The organism is Pseudomonas sp. S3E12 (assembly GCF_001702295.1).
Lineage (GTDB): Bacteria > Pseudomonadota > Gammaproteobacteria > Pseudomonadales > Pseudomonadaceae > Aquipseudomonas > Aquipseudomonas marginalis.
This window is the reverse complement of sequence record NZ_MBDT01000005.1, coordinates 153,512-170,665: the sequence shown is the minus strand read 5'-3', so window position 1 is coordinate 170,665 and position 17,154 is coordinate 153,512. Positions and strand designations below refer to the sequence as shown.

At 61.9% G+C, this 17,154-nt stretch carries 12 protein-coding genes; 7 read left to right on the top strand and 5 right to left on the bottom strand.

The window, feature by feature from the left end:
* Positions 1-149: 149 nt before the first annotated feature.
* Entirely contained in the window at positions 150-1,733 is a 1,584-nt protein-coding gene (locus tag BB029_RS05570; protein WP_065938501.1) for a peptide chain release factor 3, read from the bottom strand.
* A gap of 331 nt (positions 1,734-2,064) precedes the next feature.
* Here BB029_RS05570 and BB029_RS05565 point away from each other — a divergent pair, with 331 nt between their 5' ends.
* The 5 genes from BB029_RS05565 to BB029_RS05545 all read left to right on the top strand — a co-directional run bounded on the left by BB029_RS05565 (position 2,065) and on the right by BB029_RS05545 (position 7,139).
* Positions 2,065-2,781 (top strand): ABC transporter permease, encoded by a 717-nt coding sequence (locus tag BB029_RS05565; RefSeq protein ID WP_027604862.1) that lies wholly within the window; start codon positions 2,065-2,067, stop codon positions 2,779-2,781.
* 20 nt (positions 2,782-2,801) lie between these two features.
* On the top strand, positions 2,802-3,695 hold the full coding sequence (locus BB029_RS05560; protein ID WP_065938500.1) for a glycine betaine ABC transporter substrate-binding protein: 894 nt from the start codon (positions 2,802-2,804) through the stop codon (positions 3,693-3,695).
* A gap of 12 nt (positions 3,696-3,707) precedes the next feature.
* Positions 3,708-4,361: an ABC transporter permease gene (locus BB029_RS05555; protein WP_027604864.1), complete on the top strand. Its 654-nt coding sequence runs from the start codon at positions 3,708-3,710 to the stop codon at positions 4,359-4,361.
* The gene (locus BB029_RS05550) at positions 4,358-5,515 is read left to right on the top strand and encodes a betaine/proline/choline family ABC transporter ATP-binding protein (RefSeq protein ID WP_017138294.1); all 1,158 of its coding nucleotides are present in this window, start codon (positions 4,358-4,360) and stop codon (positions 5,513-5,515) included. Before BB029_RS05555 ends, BB029_RS05550 begins: the two co-directional genes overlap by 4 nt.
* A gap of 460 nt (positions 5,516-5,975) precedes the next feature.
* Positions 5,976-7,139 (top strand): type III PLP-dependent enzyme, encoded by a 1,164-nt coding sequence (locus BB029_RS05545; protein ID WP_014716890.1) that lies wholly within the window; start codon positions 5,976-5,978, stop codon positions 7,137-7,139.
* A gap of 49 nt (positions 7,140-7,188) precedes the next feature.
* On the opposite strand, the gene BB029_RS05540 is transcribed toward BB029_RS05545, so the two are convergent.
* Positions 7,189-7,938, bottom strand: a complete 750-nt coding sequence (locus BB029_RS05540) for a tetratricopeptide repeat protein (protein ID WP_065938499.1) — start codon at positions 7,936-7,938, stop codon at positions 7,189-7,191.
* 1 nt (position 7,939) lies between these two features.
* Positions 7,940-8,620, bottom strand: coding sequence for a Fe2+-dependent dioxygenase (locus tag BB029_RS05535; protein ID WP_065938498.1), 681 nt, complete (start codon positions 8,618-8,620; stop codon positions 7,940-7,942).
* Positions 8,621-8,826: 206 nt separating this feature from the next.
* On the opposite strand from BB029_RS05535, the gene BB029_RS05530 reads away from it, so the two are divergent.
* Both BB029_RS05530 and BB029_RS05525 read left to right on the top strand, forming a co-directional pair.
* Positions 8,827-11,130 (top strand): TonB-dependent siderophore receptor, encoded by a 2,304-nt coding sequence (locus BB029_RS05530; RefSeq protein ID WP_065938497.1) that lies wholly within the window; start codon positions 8,827-8,829, stop codon positions 11,128-11,130.
* Between the two features lie 132 nt (positions 11,131-11,262).
* A complete protein-coding gene (locus BB029_RS05525) occupies positions 11,263-13,788 on the top strand; it encodes a sulfite reductase flavoprotein subunit alpha (protein ID WP_065938496.1) in 2,526 nt (841 codons plus the stop codon).
* 56 nt (positions 13,789-13,844) lie between these two features.
* Here the strand turns inward: BB029_RS05525 and BB029_RS05520 are convergent, their stop codons facing one another.
* A complete protein-coding gene (locus BB029_RS05520) occupies positions 13,845-15,386 on the bottom strand; it encodes an alkaline phosphatase (RefSeq protein WP_065938495.1) in 1,542 nt (513 codons plus the stop codon).
* 44 nt (positions 15,387-15,430) lie between these two features.
* Positions 15,431-17,146, bottom strand: a complete 1,716-nt coding sequence (locus BB029_RS05515; protein WP_065938494.1) for a PTS fructose-like transporter subunit IIB — start codon at positions 17,144-17,146, stop codon at positions 15,431-15,433.
* Positions 17,147-17,154 lie beyond the last annotated feature (8 nt).

Genomic DNA, 17,154 nt, shown 5'->3' with positions numbered 1-17,154 from the left:
CGGATTCTCGCCAATCCCATGCCTGGAGGAGAAAAAAATGTGGGAGGGGGCTTGCTCCCGATAGCGTACTGTCTGCCTCGAATGTACTGGCTGACACACTGCTATCGGGGGCAAGCCCCCTCCCACATTTGTTTTGCGGCGCTCAGACCTTAGTGGTGCTCGCGGGTCGCGCGGAATTTCACATCCGGCCAGCGCTCTTCCATCAGCGCCAGGTTGACCCGGGTCGGGGCCAGGTAGGTCAGGTGACCACCGCCGTCAAGCGCGAGGTTTTCCACGGCCTTGTTGGAGAACTCTTCCAGCTTCTTCTTATCGGCGCATTCGATCCAGCGCGCGGAGTACACGGTGATCGGCTCGTAGGAGCATTCGACCTTGTATTCCTCTTTCAAGCGGCTGGCGACTACATCGAACTGCAGCACACCCACGGCGCCGAGGATGATGTCGTTGCTGCGCTCAGGGAAGAACACCTGGGTAGCGCCCTCTTCCGCCAGTTGCTGCAGGCCTTGGCGCAATTGCTTGGATTTCAGCGGGTCACGCAGGCGCACGCGGCGGAACAGTTCCGGGGCGAAGTGCGGGATACCGGTGAAGCCCAGCGCTTCGCCTTCGGTGAAGGTGTCGCCGATCTGGATGGTGCCGTGGTTGTGCAAGCCGATGATGTCGCCGGCGTAGGCCTCTTCGAGCTGTTCACGCTCGGAGGAGAAGAACGTCAGGGCGTCGCCGATGCGCACGTCCTTGCCGGTGCGCACGTGGCGCATCTTCATGCCTTTTTCGTACTTGCCCGAGCAGATGCGCATGAAGGCGATACGGTCGCGGTGCTTGGGGTCCATGTTCGCCTGGATCTTGAACACGAAGCCGGTGAATTTCTCTTCCACCGGTTCCACGGTGCGCTCGTTGGCGACACGGGCCAGGGGCTTTGGCGCCCAGTTCACAACAGCGTCGAGCACGTGGTCGACGCCGAAGTTGCCCAGGGCGGTCCCGAAGAACACCGGGGTCAGCTGGCCGTCGAGGAATTCCTGCTGGTTGAACTCGTGGCAGGCGCCCTGAACCAGTTCCAACTGATCGACAAAGCGCTCGTACTCGTCACCCAGGTGGGCGCGGGCTTCGTCGGAGTCGAGCTTTTCGATGATTTTCACATCGGTGCGCTCGTGGCCATGGCCGGCGGTGTAGACAATGATGTAGTCGTCGGCCAGGTGGTACACACCCTTGAAGTCGCGGTAGCAACCGATCGGCCAGGTGATCGGCGCAGCCTTGATCTTCAGGACGGCTTCGATTTCATCCAGCAATTCGATCGGGTCGCGGATATCACGGTCGAGTTTGTTGATGAAGCTGACAATCGGCGTATCACGCAGCCGGCACACGTCCATCAGCGCGATGGTACGCGGCTCGACGCCCTTACCGCCGTCGAGGACCATCAGTGCCGAGTCCACCGCGGTCAGGGTGCGGTAGGTGTCTTCGGAGAAGTCTTCGTGGCCCGGGGTGTCGAGCAGGTTGACCATGTGGTCGCGATACGGGAACTGCATGACCGACGTGGTAATGGAAATACCCCGTTGTTTTTCCATTTCCATCCAGTCGGAGGTGGCATGGCGGTCGGATTTGCGCGATTTCACCGTGCCGGCCACTGCGATCGCCTTGCCCATCAGCAGGAGCTTCTCGGTGATGGTGGTTTTACCGGCATCGGGGTGGGAAATAATGGCGAAAGTGCGGCGTTTCGCGACTTCGGCGGCCTGGTGGGTCATGGGAAATCGCCTGGCAGGTGAGTCAAAAAAGGGCGGCGAGTATAGCGCAAACCGCAGGTGCCGGACCACCGTTCACCCCATTGGGGGTGGCTAAATGCTGCCAAGTATGGAACCTTTTAAAAGGTAGAGACGTCCACTCCCCTGCTACCGCACTCGTAACAGGGGCTGAAAAATCAGCAAGTTAGCCTGACGAGGCTGCGCTCATGGCTCGATTTGATACCGCGTTGCCGGTATTGGCGAGCTGCTTTTCGCGACCACATTCAGAGGCAGCCAGGAATGGCATTGCCGCTCGGAAATGTGGTCGCCGACAAAAGAAAAAAGGAGTCCGCCTGTGGCTATTCGCTATGGCAAAGGGCTGATAGGAGGAGTGGTTGTCGTCGCTCTCCTGGCCCTGCTGGTCCACTGGATCGGCATCAACACGATCGAACTGTACCGCGACGATTTGTTGTTTTACCTGCAAGCTCATTTGATCCTGGTTCTAGTCTCCATGCTGGCCGCCCTCGTTGTGGGCATCCCCGCCGGTATCCTACTCAGCCGACCGAACATGGTCGGGCGCGCAGAACGCTTCATGCAGATTTTCAACATCGGCAACACCGTCCCACCCCTGGCCGTACTGGCCATCGCCCTCGGCGTCCTCGGCATCGGCAGCGGCCCGGCCATCTTCGCGCTGTTCCTCGCCTCCTTGTTGCCCATCGTGCGCAACACCTACGAAGGCCTCAAAAACGTTCAAGGCTCGCTGAAAGAAGCCGCCACCGGCATCGGCATGACCCCGCGCCAGGTGCTGTTTCGCGTCGAATTGCCGAACGCCGTGCCGATCATCATCGGCGGTGTGCGCGTGGCCCTGGCGATCAACGTCGGTACCGCGCCGCTGGCGTTCCTGATCGGTGCCAATAGCCTGGGCAGCCTGATTTTCCCCGGCATCGCCCTGAACAACCAGCCGCAACTGCTGCTCGGCGCCGCGTGCACCGCGTTGCTGGCGTTGCTGCTCGACGGCCTGGTAACCATGGCCAGCCGCCTCTGGCTGGAACGCGGGTTGCGTCCGTCTTAAGGCTTGGCAAAGGAATAAACATGAAAAAATTCACCTTGATACTGAGCTGCGTCCTGCTGTTTGCAGGTCTTGCGCAAGCTGCCGAAAAACCCGTGATCCGCATTGGCGCCCGGGTGTTCACCGAACAGACCCTGCTGGCCGAAATCACCTCCCAGTACCTGCGCACCAAGGGCTATGACGCCCGCGTGACCGGCGGCCTGGGCAGCAACCTGGCGCGCAGTGCCCAGGAAAGCGGGCAACTGGACCTGATCTGGGAATACACCGGCGTGTCGCTGGTGGCCTACAACCATGTGGATGAGAAGCTCGACAGCGAACAGTCCTACGCCCGAGTGAAAGAACTCGACGCGAAAAAAGGCCTGGTCTGGCTGTCGCCGTCGCGCTTCAGCAACACCTACGCCCTGGCACTGCCCGAGAAAGTGGCCGAGGAGCATCCAGAGATCAACAGCATCAGCGACCTCACCAACGCCATGGCAGACGACACCAAGGAACACCGCCTGGTGGCCCTGGACACCGAGTTCGCCAACCGCTCCGACGGCTTGGCCGGCATGGTCAAGCTGTATGACATGAACCTGACGCGCAAAAACACCCGGCAGATGGACGCGGGCCTGGTCTACACCGCCCTGCGTAACGGCCAGGTGTTTGCCGGCCTGGTCTACACCACCGACGGTCGCCTCAACGCGTTCAAATTGAAGCTGCTGGCCGACGACAAGCACTATTTCCCGGACTACACCGCCGCCCCCGTGGTGCGCCAGGTTTACCTCGACGCACACCCGCAGCTGGCCGCAGACCTTGCGCCTCTGGCCGCGCTGTTCGACGACAAGACCATGCGCGAGTTGAACGCGCGGGTCGACGTCGACCATGAAAGCCCATCCGCTGTTGCCGCCGATTTCCTGCGCCAACATCCGATCAACTAAGAAGGAGAAGACATGGAATTCCTGAACGCCTTTTCCCATCTTGATTGGGCCCAAGTCCTGCACCTGACCTGGCAGCACATCACCCTGGTCGGTATCGCGGTGATCCTGGCGATTGTCGTCGGCGTGCCCCTCGGCGTGCTGATGACCCGCTTCCCGACCCTCGCCGGCCCGTTGCAAGCCAGCGCCACGGTGCTGCTGACCGTGCCGTCCATCGCCCTGTTCGGCCTGCTGCTGCCGTTCTACTCCAAATTCGGCCAGGGCCTGGGGCCGATGCCGGCGATCACCGCCGTGTTCCTCTACTCCCTGCTGCCGATCATGCGTAACACCTACCTGGCCCTCACCGGCGTCGAACCGGGCATCCGCGAAGCAGCCAAAGGCATCGGCATGACCTTCGGCCAGCGCCTGCGCATGGTCGAACTGCCCATCGCCGTGCCGGTGATCCTCGCCGGCGTGCGTACCGCCGTGGTGATGAACATTGGCGTCATGACCATCGCCGCCACCATCGGCGCCGGTGGCCTGGGTGTACTTATTCTGGCTTCCATCAGCCGCAGCGACATGTCGATGCTGATCGTCGGCGCCGTGCTGGTCAGTCTCCTGGCCATCTTCGCCGACCTGCTTCTGCAATGGCTGCAACGCTCGCTGACTCCAAAAGGACTGCTCAAATGATCGAACTTCAAAACCTGACCAAGACTTTTCAAAGCAACGGCAAAACTGTTTCGGCCGTGAACGACGTAAGCCTGACCGTCAACGAAGGCGAGATTTGCGTGTTCCTCGGCCCTTCGGGCTGCGGCAAGAGCACCACGCTGAAAATGATCAACCGCCTGATCAAGCCGACCTCGGGCAAGATCCTGATCAACGGCGAAGACACCACCGATCTCGATGAAGTGACCCTGCGTCGCAACATCGGCTACGTGATCCAGCAGATCGGCCTGTTCCCGAACATGACCATCGAGGAAAACATCGTGGTCGTGCCCAAGCTGCTGGGCTGGGACAAGCAGAAATGCCACGACCGCGCCCGCGAGTTGATGAGCATGATCAAGCTGGAACCCAAGCAGTACCTGCATCGCTACCCGCGTGAACTGTCGGGCGGCCAGCAACAGCGCATCGGCGTGATTCGCGCACTGGCGGCCGATGCCCCGCTGCTGCTGATGGATGAGCCGTTCGGCGCGGTCGACCCGATCAACCGCGAGATGATCCAGAACGAGTTCTTCGAGATGCAACGGGCGCTGAACAAGACCGTGATCATGGTCAGCCACGATATCGACGAAGCCATCAAGCTGGGTGACAAGATCGCCATCTTCCGCGCCGGCAAGCTGCTGCAGATCGATCATCCGGACACCCTGCTGGCCCATCCGGCCGACGAGTTCGTCAGCAACTTCGTGGGCCAGGACAGCACCCTCAAACGCCTGTTGCTGGTGAAGGCTGAAGACGCGGCGGACAACGCCCCGTCGGTGAGCCCGGAAACCCCGGTGGCCGATGCCCTGGAGCTGATGGACGAAACTGACCGCCGCTATGTGGTAGTCACGTGCGCCGAGAACAAGGCGCTCGGCTATGTACGCCGTCGCGACCTGCACCGTCAGACCGGTACCTGCGGCCAGTACCTGCGCGAGTTCAACGCCACGGCGGCGTATGACGAGCATTTGCGCATCCTGTTGTCGCGCATGTACGAGTTCAACCGATCGTGGTTGCCGGTGATGGATGCGGAGCGGGTGTTCCTGGGTGAAGTGACCCAGGAGTCGATTGCCGAGTACCTGAGTTCCGGTAAATCCCGTGGGGGCAAGACCAGCATTGTCTCCCCCGCCGAGACCGCCCTGGCCTGATCTTATGTGGGAGGGGGCTTGCTCCCGATGGCGGTGTGTCAGTCACTTCATCTGTCACTGATCCACCGCTATCGGGAGCAAGCCCCCTCCCACATTTCCCCTTCGGTGAGTCAGGGAAATCGCCTCGATTACCACTCAGCGGGGAACATCATTCCGTCACACGTGTCGGTTACATAAGTAGCTGCGCGCGGTCCCGCGACGAACGCGTGCAAAAACGCGACATTTTTAGTTGATCTATGGCCCCTCACGTCCTAAAGTTCGCGCCGAACGTCCATGCTGGAAACGATCCATCCGGCTCAAGTACTGACGACGAGACAGCAAGGCCAAGGGAAGCGACTATTCCCATGGCCTTTTTGCTTTCGGCGACATGCCTTGGGAAGTAGGCGAACCAAAGTGGGGATACGGAGGACGTTCATTTGCACCCATTGATCAATTTAGTTTGCCCTTAGGAGTTCCCAGCATGTCGATCAACGTCGAAGATTATTTCGCGCGCGCCACTTTTGACAAAATGAAGGCGTTCGCCGACAAACAGGAAACCCCGTTCGTGGTGATCGACACCGCGATGATCAGCCAGGCCTACGATGACCTGCGCGCCGGTTTCGAATTCGCCAAGGTGTATTACGCGGTCAAGGCCAACCCGGCCGTGGAGATCATCGACCTGTTGAAAGACAAGGGCTCGAGCTTCGACATCGCCTCGATCTACGAGCTGGACAAGGTCATGGACCGCGGCGTCAGCGCCGACCGTATCAGCTACGGCAACACCATCAAGAAATCCAAGGACATCCGCTACTTCTACGAGAAGGGCGTGCGCCTGTTCTCCACCGACTCCGAAGCCGACCTGCGCAACATCGCCAAGGCCGCGCCGGGTTCGAAAGTGTATGTACGTATCCTCACCGAAGGCTCGACCACCGCTGACTGGCCTTTGTCGCGCAAATTCGGCTGCCAGACCGACATGGCCATGGACCTGCTGATCCTCGCTCGTGACCTGGGCCTGGTGCCCTACGGCATTTCGTTCCACGTTGGCTCGCAGCAACGCGACATCAGCGTGTGGGACGCGGCAATCGCCAAGGTCAAGGTGATCTTCGAACGCCTGAAGGAAGAAGACGGCATCCACCTCAAGCTGATCAACATGGGCGGCGGCTTCCCGGCCAACTACATCACCCGCACCAACAGCCTGGAAACCTACGCCGAAGAAATCATCCGCTTCCTCAAGGAAGACTTCGGCGATGACCTGCCGGAAATCATCCTCGAGCCAGGCCGTTCGCTGATCGCCAACGCCGGCATCCTGGTCAGTGAAGTGGTATTGGTTGCCCGTAAATCCCGTACCGCCGTCGAGCGCTGGGTGTACACGGATGTGGGCAAGTTCTCCGGCCTGATCGAAACCATGGACGAAGCCATCAAGTTCCCGATCTGGACCGAGAAGAAAGGCGAGATGGAAGAAGTGGTCATCGCCGGCCCGACCTGCGACAGCGCCGACATCATGTACGAAAACTACAAGTACGGCCTGCCGCTGAACCTGGCGATCGGTGATCGCTTGTACTGGCTGTCGACCGGTGCCTACACCACCAGCTACAGCGCGGTTGAGTTCAATGGCTTTCCGCCGTTGAAGTCGTTCTACGTGTAAGACGCCCACGCACAAAAAACCCATGACATGTCATGGGTTTTTTTATGCCTCAGGCAAGGCTCACGGCCCGTTGGCGGAAGGCCTCGGCCAGCGCTCGAACCCGCGGATCACTCGCCGCCGCCAAGGCCGTGTGCGCTGTTAGCAGGAACTTCAGATTTCCGCCCGCCAGCGCCTTGCGCAACCACTCCAGCGCCGCCTCGACCTGGCCCCTGTCGGCCAACACCGCCGCGTAACTGAACTGCCCGCGAAAATCCCCGGCCTCGGCTGAAAGTCGATACCACTCCACAGCCGCCTCCAGGTCCCTCGGGCAAACCTGAGCGTCTTCCAGGTAGCGCCCCAGCAGGTTCATCGACTTGGCATGCCCCTGCTCTGCGGCTTGCCGATACAAGGCCAGCGCTTGCTGCGGGTTCTCGGCAACACCCCGGCCCGTCGCCAGCAGATTGGCATAGTTGTACTGGCCCCAATCCAATCCCGCGTCTGCCGCCAAGCGGTATTCCCGCGCAGCCGCCGCTTCGTCGATGGCACACCCCCAGCCATGCTCCAGGCAACGCCCGGCCATATTGCGCGCCATTAAATGCCCGCCCTGCGCCGCAATCTGGAACCAACGCAGCGCCAGCGCTTCATCGCGCGCAATACCGCGGCCTTCCAACAGGATTTGCCCGAGCAAGGCCTGGGCATCCACCACGCCCTCCTTGGCCGCGATCAGAATCGCCTGGGCCGCACGCACCGGCGAGTCGTCGAGCATGCCCTGCAATTGCTCAACGTTGAGCACTTCTTCGCGGCGCAATAAAAAGCCCATGTCAGACCTCGACCCAGCGACGCAACAGGTTGTGATAGGTGCCGGTGAGCTGGATCAGCCCAGGGTGGTCGGGCACATCACGGCTCAGTTGCTGGATGGCGCCGTCCATATCGAACAGCAGGGTGCGCTGGCTGTCTTCGCGCACCAGGCTTTGGGTCCAGAAAAACGCGGCATAGCGCGCACCTCGGGTCACGGCGTTGACTTTGTGCAGGCTGGAGCCTGGGTACAGCACCATATCGCCGGCCGGCAACTTCACGCGCTGCAGGCCGAAAGTGTCCTGGATCTCCAGTTCGCCGCCGTCATAGTCATCCGGATCGCTGAAGAACAGCGTGGACGACAGGTCCGTACGCACCCGCTCATGACTGCCCCTGGCCTGGCGCACGGCATTGTCGATATGGAAATCGAAGCTGCCACCGGCCGTGTAGCAATTGAGCAGCGGCGGGAAGACCTTGTGCGGTAACGCCGCTGACATAAACATAGGATTTTTCCACAACCGTTCGAGCATCGCCGCGCCGATCTCCTTGGCCAGCGGGTGGCCTTCGGGCAATTGCAGGTTGTGCTTGGCTTTGGCGGACTGGTGCCCGGCGGTGATTTTGCCATCGGCCCAATCGGCGGTTTCCAGGGCGTGGCGGATGCGCTGCACTTCCTCGCGAGAGAACAGGCCGGGAATGTGCAGCAACATGGGGCAATACCTGTAGGCAAAGAGGCGCCAATGGTATTGATTCTTATCCGCCCTGTAAAACGCCGGAGACGAACGAGAACGTAAAAACCGTAAGGTAAAAGTGTAAAGAATGTAAATTCAGTGCGAATAGTAATGTATCGCAATTGATAGAAAGTCTTGTTCGCCCTATATTCCGCGGCCTCACCTCCTTGGGGAAAGGACACGTCATGTCGCGCACCACCACAAAAACACCTGTTGGCTCACCCCGTATGCTGGCTTCGGCCATCGGCGTTGCGCTCAGCGCCAGCTCTGTCGCCCATCTGGCGCAGGCGGCCGAAGACACTGAACAAAAAGGCCAGCGCAACAGCATCGCCCTCGGCGCCACCAGCATCACCGGCGAAGAACAGGACAACACCGCGTACCAGGTCGAAAAAGCCTCGTCGCAAAAATACACCGCGCCGCTGGTGGACACGCCGCGCTCGGTGACCGTGGTGCCACAACAAGTCCTCAAGGACACCGCCGCCACCTCGTTGCAGGATGCCCTGCGCACCGTACCGGGGATTACCTTCGGCGCCGGCGAAGGCGGCAACCCACAGGGCGACCGTCCATTCATCCGTGGTTTCGACGCCCAGGGCGACACCTACCTGGACGGCGTGCGCGACACCGGCGGCCAGAGTCGTGAGATTTTCGACATCGAGTCCATCGAAGTCAGCAAAGGCCCGAACTCCTCCTTCGGCGGTCGTGGCTCGGCCGGTGGCAGCCTCAACCTGGTGAGCAAGACCCCGCAAGCCCGGGACTTCACCAACGGCGGCTTCACTTACGGTTCCGACCAGACTCGTCGTTATGTACTCGACGTGAACCGTCAGTTCCTCGACGACAGCGCCGCGTTCCGCCTGAACCTGATGAGCCACGAACAGAACGTGGCTGGCCGTGACGCAGTCAATTACGACCGCTGGGGCGTGGCCCCATCGCTGACCTTCGGCCTGGGCACGCCGACCCGCGTCAACCTCAGCTACTACCATATGGAAAGCAATGACCTGCCGGATTCAGGCATTCCGTATGGCTACAGCTCTTCGACCGCCACCACTCACGCGCACGACAAACCCACCGACGGCGGCGACAGCAATAACTTCTACGGTCTCAAGGACCGCGACTTCCGCAAGACCCGCGCGGACATCAGCACGTTCTCCATCGAGCACGACCTGAACGACGACATGACGCTGAAAAACACCCTGCGCCATGGCAGCACCGGTCAGGACTACGTGCTCACGCAGCCGGACGATAGCCAACGCAACGTCAACCGTTTCGGCACCGTGTGGCGTCGCGCGAACACTCGCGTCTCCACCACCACGACCACCACCAACCAGACAGATCTGTTCGGCAATTTCCAGGCGCTTGGCTTCAAGCACAGCTACTCCACCGGCCTGGAATTCACCGGCGAAGAAACCCGCGTCAGCGGTTACACCGTCACACCGAACAGCAACCCGACGTGCACCGTGGCCGGCGGCGGCCGGGGTGGACAGTGCACCTCGCTGAGCAACCCGAATCCGGACGACGCCTGGACCGGCAGCATCGCGCGCAATTACAACGGCACCAACACCAAGGCCACCAGCCGTGCCGCCTATGTGTTCGACACCATCGAACTCGATCCGAAATGGCTGCTGAACGTCGGCCTGCGCTACGACACCTTCGACACCGAAGCCAACACCAACGCCGTACCGACCTCGACGGTCAGGGCACGCAGCAAGGTCAAGGACGACAGCCAGTTCTTCAACTGGCAGGCGGGCCTGGTCTGGAAGCCTTTGGAGAACGGCAGCATCTACACCTCCTACGCGACCTCGGCCTCACCGGCAGGTGGACTGGTGGGCGAAGGGGTCGACAACAATGCGATTCCTACCGGCATCAACACCAGCGACCTCAAGCCCGAAGAAACCGTCAACTACGAGCTGGGCACCAAGTGGGACCTGTTCCACAACCGCCTGTCCCTGTCTGCCGCAGTGTTCCGTACCGAGAAGAAAAACACCCGCATCCTGGTGGACTCCAACACCTACGAAACGGCAGGCGAGTCGCGGGTCGATGGCCTGGAACTGTCCGCCAGCGGCAAGATCACCGAACAATGGCAAGTATTCGCCGGCTACAGCTACCTGAAAGCCGAACTGGTTGACCCAGGCAAAAACGGCAACCGCCAGGGCGTCGTCCAGGCCGGTTCCAACAAAGGCAACCAAATGCCCAACACGCCGGAGAACTCGTTCAGCCTGTGGACCACCTATAACCTGACCCCGAAGCTGACCATCGGCGGTGGCGCGTTCTACGTCGATCAGGTTTACGGCGATGCGGCCAACACCGTGTATGTGCCCTCCTACACCCGCTACGACGCCATGGCCAGCTATAAGCTGAGCAAAAACGTCGACCTGCAATTGAACGTGCAGAACCTGACAGACAAGACCTATTACGACAAAGCCTACGCCTCGCACTTCGCCAACCAGGCGGCGGGCCGCACGGCGCTGCTGTCCACGAGCGTCCACTTCTAAACGGTCAGCAGCCCACAAAGCCCCACGCATCGGATGCGTGGGGCTTTTGCGTGTCAAACAGAATGTTTCTCGACAACCCACGGCATAATGCGCGCCGTGCCCTACATATTCAGATAGACGAGGCGGTCCGACGTGTTGAAGAAAACCCTGTTCCAGTTGCACTGGTTCTTCGGCATCACTGCCGGGCTGGTGCTGGCCTTGATGGGGATCACCGGGGCTGCGGTCTCGTTTCAGGATGAGATCCTGCGGGCGCTCAACCCAAGCGTGTTGAGCGTGGAGAAACGCGAAGCCGGCGTGCTGCCGCCCGCCGAGCTGGTGCGCAAGCTGGAAGCCACCGAAGGCAAGGCCGTGTCCATGCTGTGGGTGGAAAGCGAAAGCGGCAACGCCGCCCGCGTGTTCTTCACCCCGCCGTCGGGTGAGCGCCGTGGCCAGATGCGCTATTTCGACCCCTACACCGGCGACTACATGGGCGACGCGGTCGGCCAGGATGTACTCGGCTTTATCCTGCAACTGCACCGCTTCCTGGCCATGGGCGAAACCGGCCGGCAGATCACCGGCGCCTGCACGCTGATCCTGGTGTTCTTCTGCCTGTCCGGCCTGTACCTGCGCTGGCCGCGCCAGGTCGCCAACTGGCGTGCCTGGCTGACGCTGGACTGGCGCAAAAAGGGCCGCAGCTTCAACTGGGATTTGCATTCGGTGTTCGGCACCTGGTGCCTGCTGGCCTACCTGCTGGCGGCACTGACCGGCCTGTCCTGGTCCTACGACTGGTACAGCCAGGGCCTGACCAAACTGCTGTCCGACGCGCCGCAGAATGAACGAATGCGCAAGCGCGGCCCACCGCCCGCAGGCCCGGCACCGGTGGCCAACTACGACGCGATCTGGAGCAGCATCTACAGCAACGCCGGCCCAGGCTTGAGTGCCTATAACATCCGCATGCCAGCCGTCGCCGGGCAACCCGCCATCGTCTATTACCTGCTCAAAGACTCCCCCCACGACCGCGCACTGAACCAGATCAACCTGGACCCGGCCACCGGCGAGGTCAAATCCCATGACACGTACGCCGGCAAAACCTTCAAGTCGCAGTTACTCACCAGCATCTACGCGCTGCACACCGGCAGTTATTTCGGCCTGGCGGGGCGCATTATCCTCACCTTCAGCTCGCTGCTCATGCCGTTGTTCTTCATCACCGGCTGGCTGCTTTACCTGGACCGTCGGCGCAAAAAGCGCCAGGTGCGCGACGCACGCAAAGGCCTCAGTGCCAACCGCAGTGATGCCCCGGCCTGGCTGATCGGCTTTGCCAGCCAGAGCGGGTTTGCCGAGCAACTGGCCTGGCAGACCGCCGGACAATTGCAGGCGGCCGGCCTGCCGGTGAAGGTGCAGCCTCTGGGCAGTGTCAGCCAGGACGACTTGCGCCAGTCGGAAAATGCGCTGTTCGTAGTCAGCACCTTCGGCGACGGCGAAGCCCCCGACAGCGCCCGCGGTTTCGAGCGCAGCGTGCTCGGCCAGGATCTGTCACTCAAAGGCCTGAACTACTCGGTACTGGCCCTGGGTGATCGCCAGTACCAACACTTCTGTGGCTTTGCCCGGCGCCTGCATTTCTGGCTGACCCACCAGGGCGGTAACCCACTGTTCGCCCCGGTGGAAGTGGACAGCGGCGACAGTGCCGCCCTGCTGCACTGGCAACAACAGCTTGGACAACTGACGGGCCAGGCACCCGCCGCCGCCTGGCCGACCGCCCAGTATGAAAACTGGACGCTGAGCCAGCGCACCCTGCTCAACCCCGGCAGCGCCAGCTCGGACGTCTACCTGCTGGGCCTCACATCGCCATCGAAACAAAACTGGCTGGCCGGCGACCTGGTGGAAATCCTGCCGCGCAATTGCCCGTGGGCCATCGAGCATTTCCTCGAAGGCCTGGGGCTGATCGGCACTGACGGCGTGCTGATCGACGGCCTGCCACACACCCTCAACCAGGCCCTTGCGACCCGCCAACTGCCGGACAACCGGGCGCATCTGGTGGGCCTGCACGCTCAAGCGCTGGTGAACGCGCTCGCGCCCCTGGGCATGCGCGAATACTCCATCGCCTCGATTGCCAGCGACGGCGTGCTGGAATTGATCGTGCGCCAGGAACGCCACCCCGATGGCAGCCTGGGTGTGGGCTCGGGCTGGCTCACCGAACATGCGGCCATTGGTTCGGCGATCAGCCTGCGCTTGCGCCGTAACAGTGGCTTCCACCTGCCGGAGGCGCCGGTGCCATTGATCCTGCTGGGTAACGGCACCGGCCTGGCCGGTTTGCGCAGCTTGCTCAAGGCGCGCATTGCCGATGGCCAGCAGCGCAACTGGCTGCTGTTCGGCGAACGCACCCTCGCCCACGACTACCTGTGCCGGGACGAGCTGCAAGGCTGGCTGGCCAGTGGTGACCTGGCCCTGCTGGACCTGGCGTTTTCCCGGGATCAGGAGGAGAAAATCTACGTGCAGGACCGCCTGCGTGAATCCGCCGATGTCCTGCGTAAATGGCTCGCGGACGGCGCGGCGATTTATGTGTGCGGCAGCTTGCAGGGGATGGCGACGGGCGTGGACCAGGCGCTGGTCGACATCCTCGGGAGTGAGACGGTGGAGCGTTTGATCGAACAAGGTCGCTACCGCCGGGATGTCTACTGATGTGATCCAATGTGGGAGGGGGCTTGTCCCCTCCCACATTTAGATTGCATTTCAGGTCAGACCGGTTGCAGCGTCTGTTCGAATACCGAGACCCCATCCAGGTCGCGCAAAATCACGGTCAACTCCGCTGTCTGTCCATCAATCTGCACTTCGCCAAAAAACTGAAACCCGGCAAACGGCGAGGTGTTCTGCGCAGGCGGGGCCTTCTCGAACACCACCTCAGGGCCAAAGGTTTTATCCAAGGGATTCGGACCGAAGCTGCCCGCATTCAGAGGCCCGGCGACAAACTCCCAGAACGGCTCGAAATCCTGGAACGCCGCCCGATCCGGGTGGTAGTGATGGGCCGCGCAGTAATGCACATCCGCCGTCAGCCACACATGATTGCGCACTTTCTGCGCGCGCAGAAAGCCGAGTAATTCGGCGATTTCCAGCTCGCGGCCCTGCGCCGGGCCTGGGTCATTGTTGGCAATGGCTTCCCAGCGCGGTACGCCGGGGCTGACTTCGCCGTCGGGTACACCGAGGCCGATGGGCATGTCGGCGGCGATCACCTTCCACTGGGCCTGGGAGGCCTTGAGTTCGCGCTTGAGCCAGTCCAACTGCTCGCGGCCAAGGAAGGGTTTTTCACCGCCCAGGTTGTCATCGTTGGGGCCGCGATAGCTGCGCATGTCGAGCACGAATACATCCAGCAACGGGCCATAACTGAGCTTGCGATAAATCCGCCCGCCGCCGTCCGCGCTTTGCCGGCGCATGGGTGAATACTCCAGCCAGGCCTGGCGTGCACGACCCACCAAGGTGTTGATGTCCTTGGTCTGGTAGCGCTCGTCGAGTTGCTTGCCGGGCGACCAGTTATTCACCACTTCATGGTCATCCCACTGCCAGATCTGCGGCACTTCGGCATTGAAGCGACGCACGTTTTCATCCAGCAGGTTGTAGCGGTAATTGCCGCGATATTCGTCGAGGGTTTCGGCGACCTTGCTCTTGGCTTCGGTGGTGATATTGCGCCAGATGCGCCCGCCTTCGGTGGGCAATTGCGCAGGCACCGGGCCGTCGGCGTAGATGGTGTCGCCGCTGTGGATAAAGAAGTCCGGCAGGCGCAGGCGCATGGCTTCGTAGATGCGCATGCCACCGATGTCCGGGTTGATGCCAAAGCCTTGGCCGACGGTGTCGCCGCTCCACACAAAACGGATGTCGCGGCGCTGTTGCGGCACGCTGCGCAGGTGGCCGAACCACGGCTCGCTGGCGACGCCGGTCTGGGCGTCTTCAAAGTGCACGCGGTAGAAAATCGCCTGGTCGGCGGGCAGTCCGGTGAGTTCGACGCGGGCGGTAAAGTCGGTGCGGTTATCGGCCAGGGGCGAGACGAATTTGCGCGGGTTGCTGAACACGCTGCGGGTGTCCCACTCCACCACCATGCGCGCCGGGCGGTCGCTGCGGCTCCAGATCATCGCGCGATCACTGAGCAGGTCGCCGGACTGCACGCCGTCGGTGAGTTGCGGCCGGTCCTTGACCGACGCGATCACCGCCGGGGCCAGGCCCGGTAGCAACAGGCCGGCGCCGACGGCTTGCATCACACGGCGACGGCCGAGATCGAAGTGGCTCATGCAGGTGCCCTCTTGAGTATCAAAAGGGCCACTAAAGCATGCGCTTATGACACCGGTGCGACAGCCAGCTCCACCGCTTCCGGACGCTTGATCAGCGCATACACCAAACCGGTCAGCAGGCTACCGGCAACGATTGCCAGCAGGTACAGCAGCGCGTGGTTCATCGCATTCGGGATCACCAGCACAAACAGGCCGCCGTGGGGCGCTGCCAGTTTGCAGCCGAAGTACATCGACAGCGCCCCGGTCAACGCGCCACCGGCGATGCTGGCCGGGATCACTCGCAACGGGTCCTTGGCGGCAAACGGGATCGCGCCTTCGGAGATAAAGCACATGCCCAGGATCATCGCGGCCTTGCCGGCCTCGCGTTCGGTCTGGGCGAACTTGCGTCGCGCCAGGAACGTGGCGATGCCCATGCCGATTGGCGGCACCATGCCGGCCGCCATGGTCGCAGCCATCGGTGCGCCGCTCTGTGCCGCCAGCAAGCCGACGGAAAACGCATACGCCGCCTTGTTGATCGGCCCGCCCAGGTCGACACACATCATGCCGCCCAACAGGATGCCCAGCAGCACCGCATTGGTGGTGCCCATGGTCGCGAGAAAATCGGTCAGGCCCGTGAGCATGCGCGCCACCGGTGGCCCCACCAGGTAGATCATCGCCAGGCCCGTGAACAGGCTCGCCAGCAACGGGATGATCAGGATCGGCTTGAGTGCTTCCAGGCTCTGCGGCAACTTCACCGCACGGGTGATCAGCTTGACGCAATAACCGGCAAGAAACCCGGCGAAAATCCCGCCGATAAAACCGGCTCCCAAAGTGCCCGCCAACAGGCCACCAATCATGCCGGGGGCAATGCCTGGGCGGTCGGCAATCGAGTAAGCGATATAACCCGCCAGCAGCGGCACCATCAGCATAAAGGCGCGGTCGCCGACGGTTTTCAGCGCCGCCGCCAACGTGCCTTCCTGCTCAAACGCATGGATGCCGAACACGAACGACAAGGCGATCAGCAAACCGCCCGCCACCACCATCGGCAACATGAACGACACACCGGTCAGCAGGTGTTTGTAGACGCCGGTTTTTTCTTGCTTGGCCACGGCACCGCTGGCGGCACTTTCCACCGCGCCTTCGGCCAGGGCCTTGTTGAGGGTCGCCTCGGATTGCTTGAGCGCAATACCGGTGCCGCAACGGTAGATCTTCTTGCCGGCGAAACGCTCGGTGGCCACTTCAATGTCGGCCGCCAGCAGCACTACGTCGGCATTCGCGATGGCCTCGGGGCTCAACGGCGTACGCGCACCGACCGAGCCTTGGGTCTCGACCTGCAAGTCATAGCCCAGGCGCTTGGCCGTCTGCTGCAAGGCTTCGGCGGCCATGAAGGTATGCGCCACGCCGGTCGGGCAGGCGGTAATCGCGACGATACGCGGCGCATGCTTCGACGCAGTCGGTGCCTGGCTGGCGACGTACTCCTGGGCTTCTTCAGCGCCTAGGCGCAACACCGCCTCGACATCCGCCAGCGCCTGGGCCGGTGTGCTCTGGAACACCCGCTTGCCGACAAACCGCTGCATATCCACCGCCGTGCTGCTGACCAGCAACACCCATTCGGCGTCGTCGATGGTGGCCTGGGACAACTGGCGCTCCGGGCGCTGTACGTCCACCACCTCGACGCTGGTGCTCCAGCCCTGGCGTTGCGCGGCAGCGTCCAACAAGCGGGCGCACAGCACACTGGTGACCATGCCGTTGGGGCAGGCAGTAACAATGGCTAACTTCATGACAATCC

Coding starts and splice junctions, on each gene's coding strand:
- BB029_RS05530 (WP_065938497.1), top strand. CDS start 8,827: ATGTCGCGCACCACCACAAAAACACCTGTTGGCTCACCCCGTATGCTG.
- BB029_RS05560 (WP_065938500.1), top strand. CDS start 2,802: ATGAAAAAATTCACCTTGATACTGAGCTGCGTCCTGCTGTTTGCAGGT.
- BB029_RS05555 (WP_027604864.1), top strand. CDS start 3,708: ATGGAATTCCTGAACGCCTTTTCCCATCTTGATTGGGCCCAAGTCCTG.
- BB029_RS05540 (WP_065938499.1), bottom strand. CDS start 7,938: ATGGGCTTTTTATTGCGCCGCGAAGAAGTGCTCAACGTTGAGCAATTG.
- BB029_RS05570 (WP_065938501.1), bottom strand. CDS start 1,733: ATGACCCACCAGGCCGCCGAAGTCGCGAAACGCCGCACTTTCGCCATT.
- BB029_RS05545 (WP_014716890.1), top strand. CDS start 5,976: ATGTCGATCAACGTCGAAGATTATTTCGCGCGCGCCACTTTTGACAAA.
- BB029_RS05515 (WP_065938494.1), bottom strand. CDS start 17,146: ATGAAGTTAGCCATTGTTACTGCCTGCCCCAACGGCATGGTCACCAGT.
- BB029_RS05520 (WP_065938495.1), bottom strand. CDS start 15,386: ATGAGCCACTTCGATCTCGGCCGTCGCCGTGTGATGCAAGCCGTCGGC.
- BB029_RS05550 (WP_017138294.1), top strand. CDS start 4,358: ATGATCGAACTTCAAAACCTGACCAAGACTTTTCAAAGCAACGGCAAA.
- BB029_RS05535 (WP_065938498.1), bottom strand. CDS start 8,620: ATGTTGCTGCACATTCCCGGCCTGTTCTCTCGCGAGGAAGTGCAGCGC.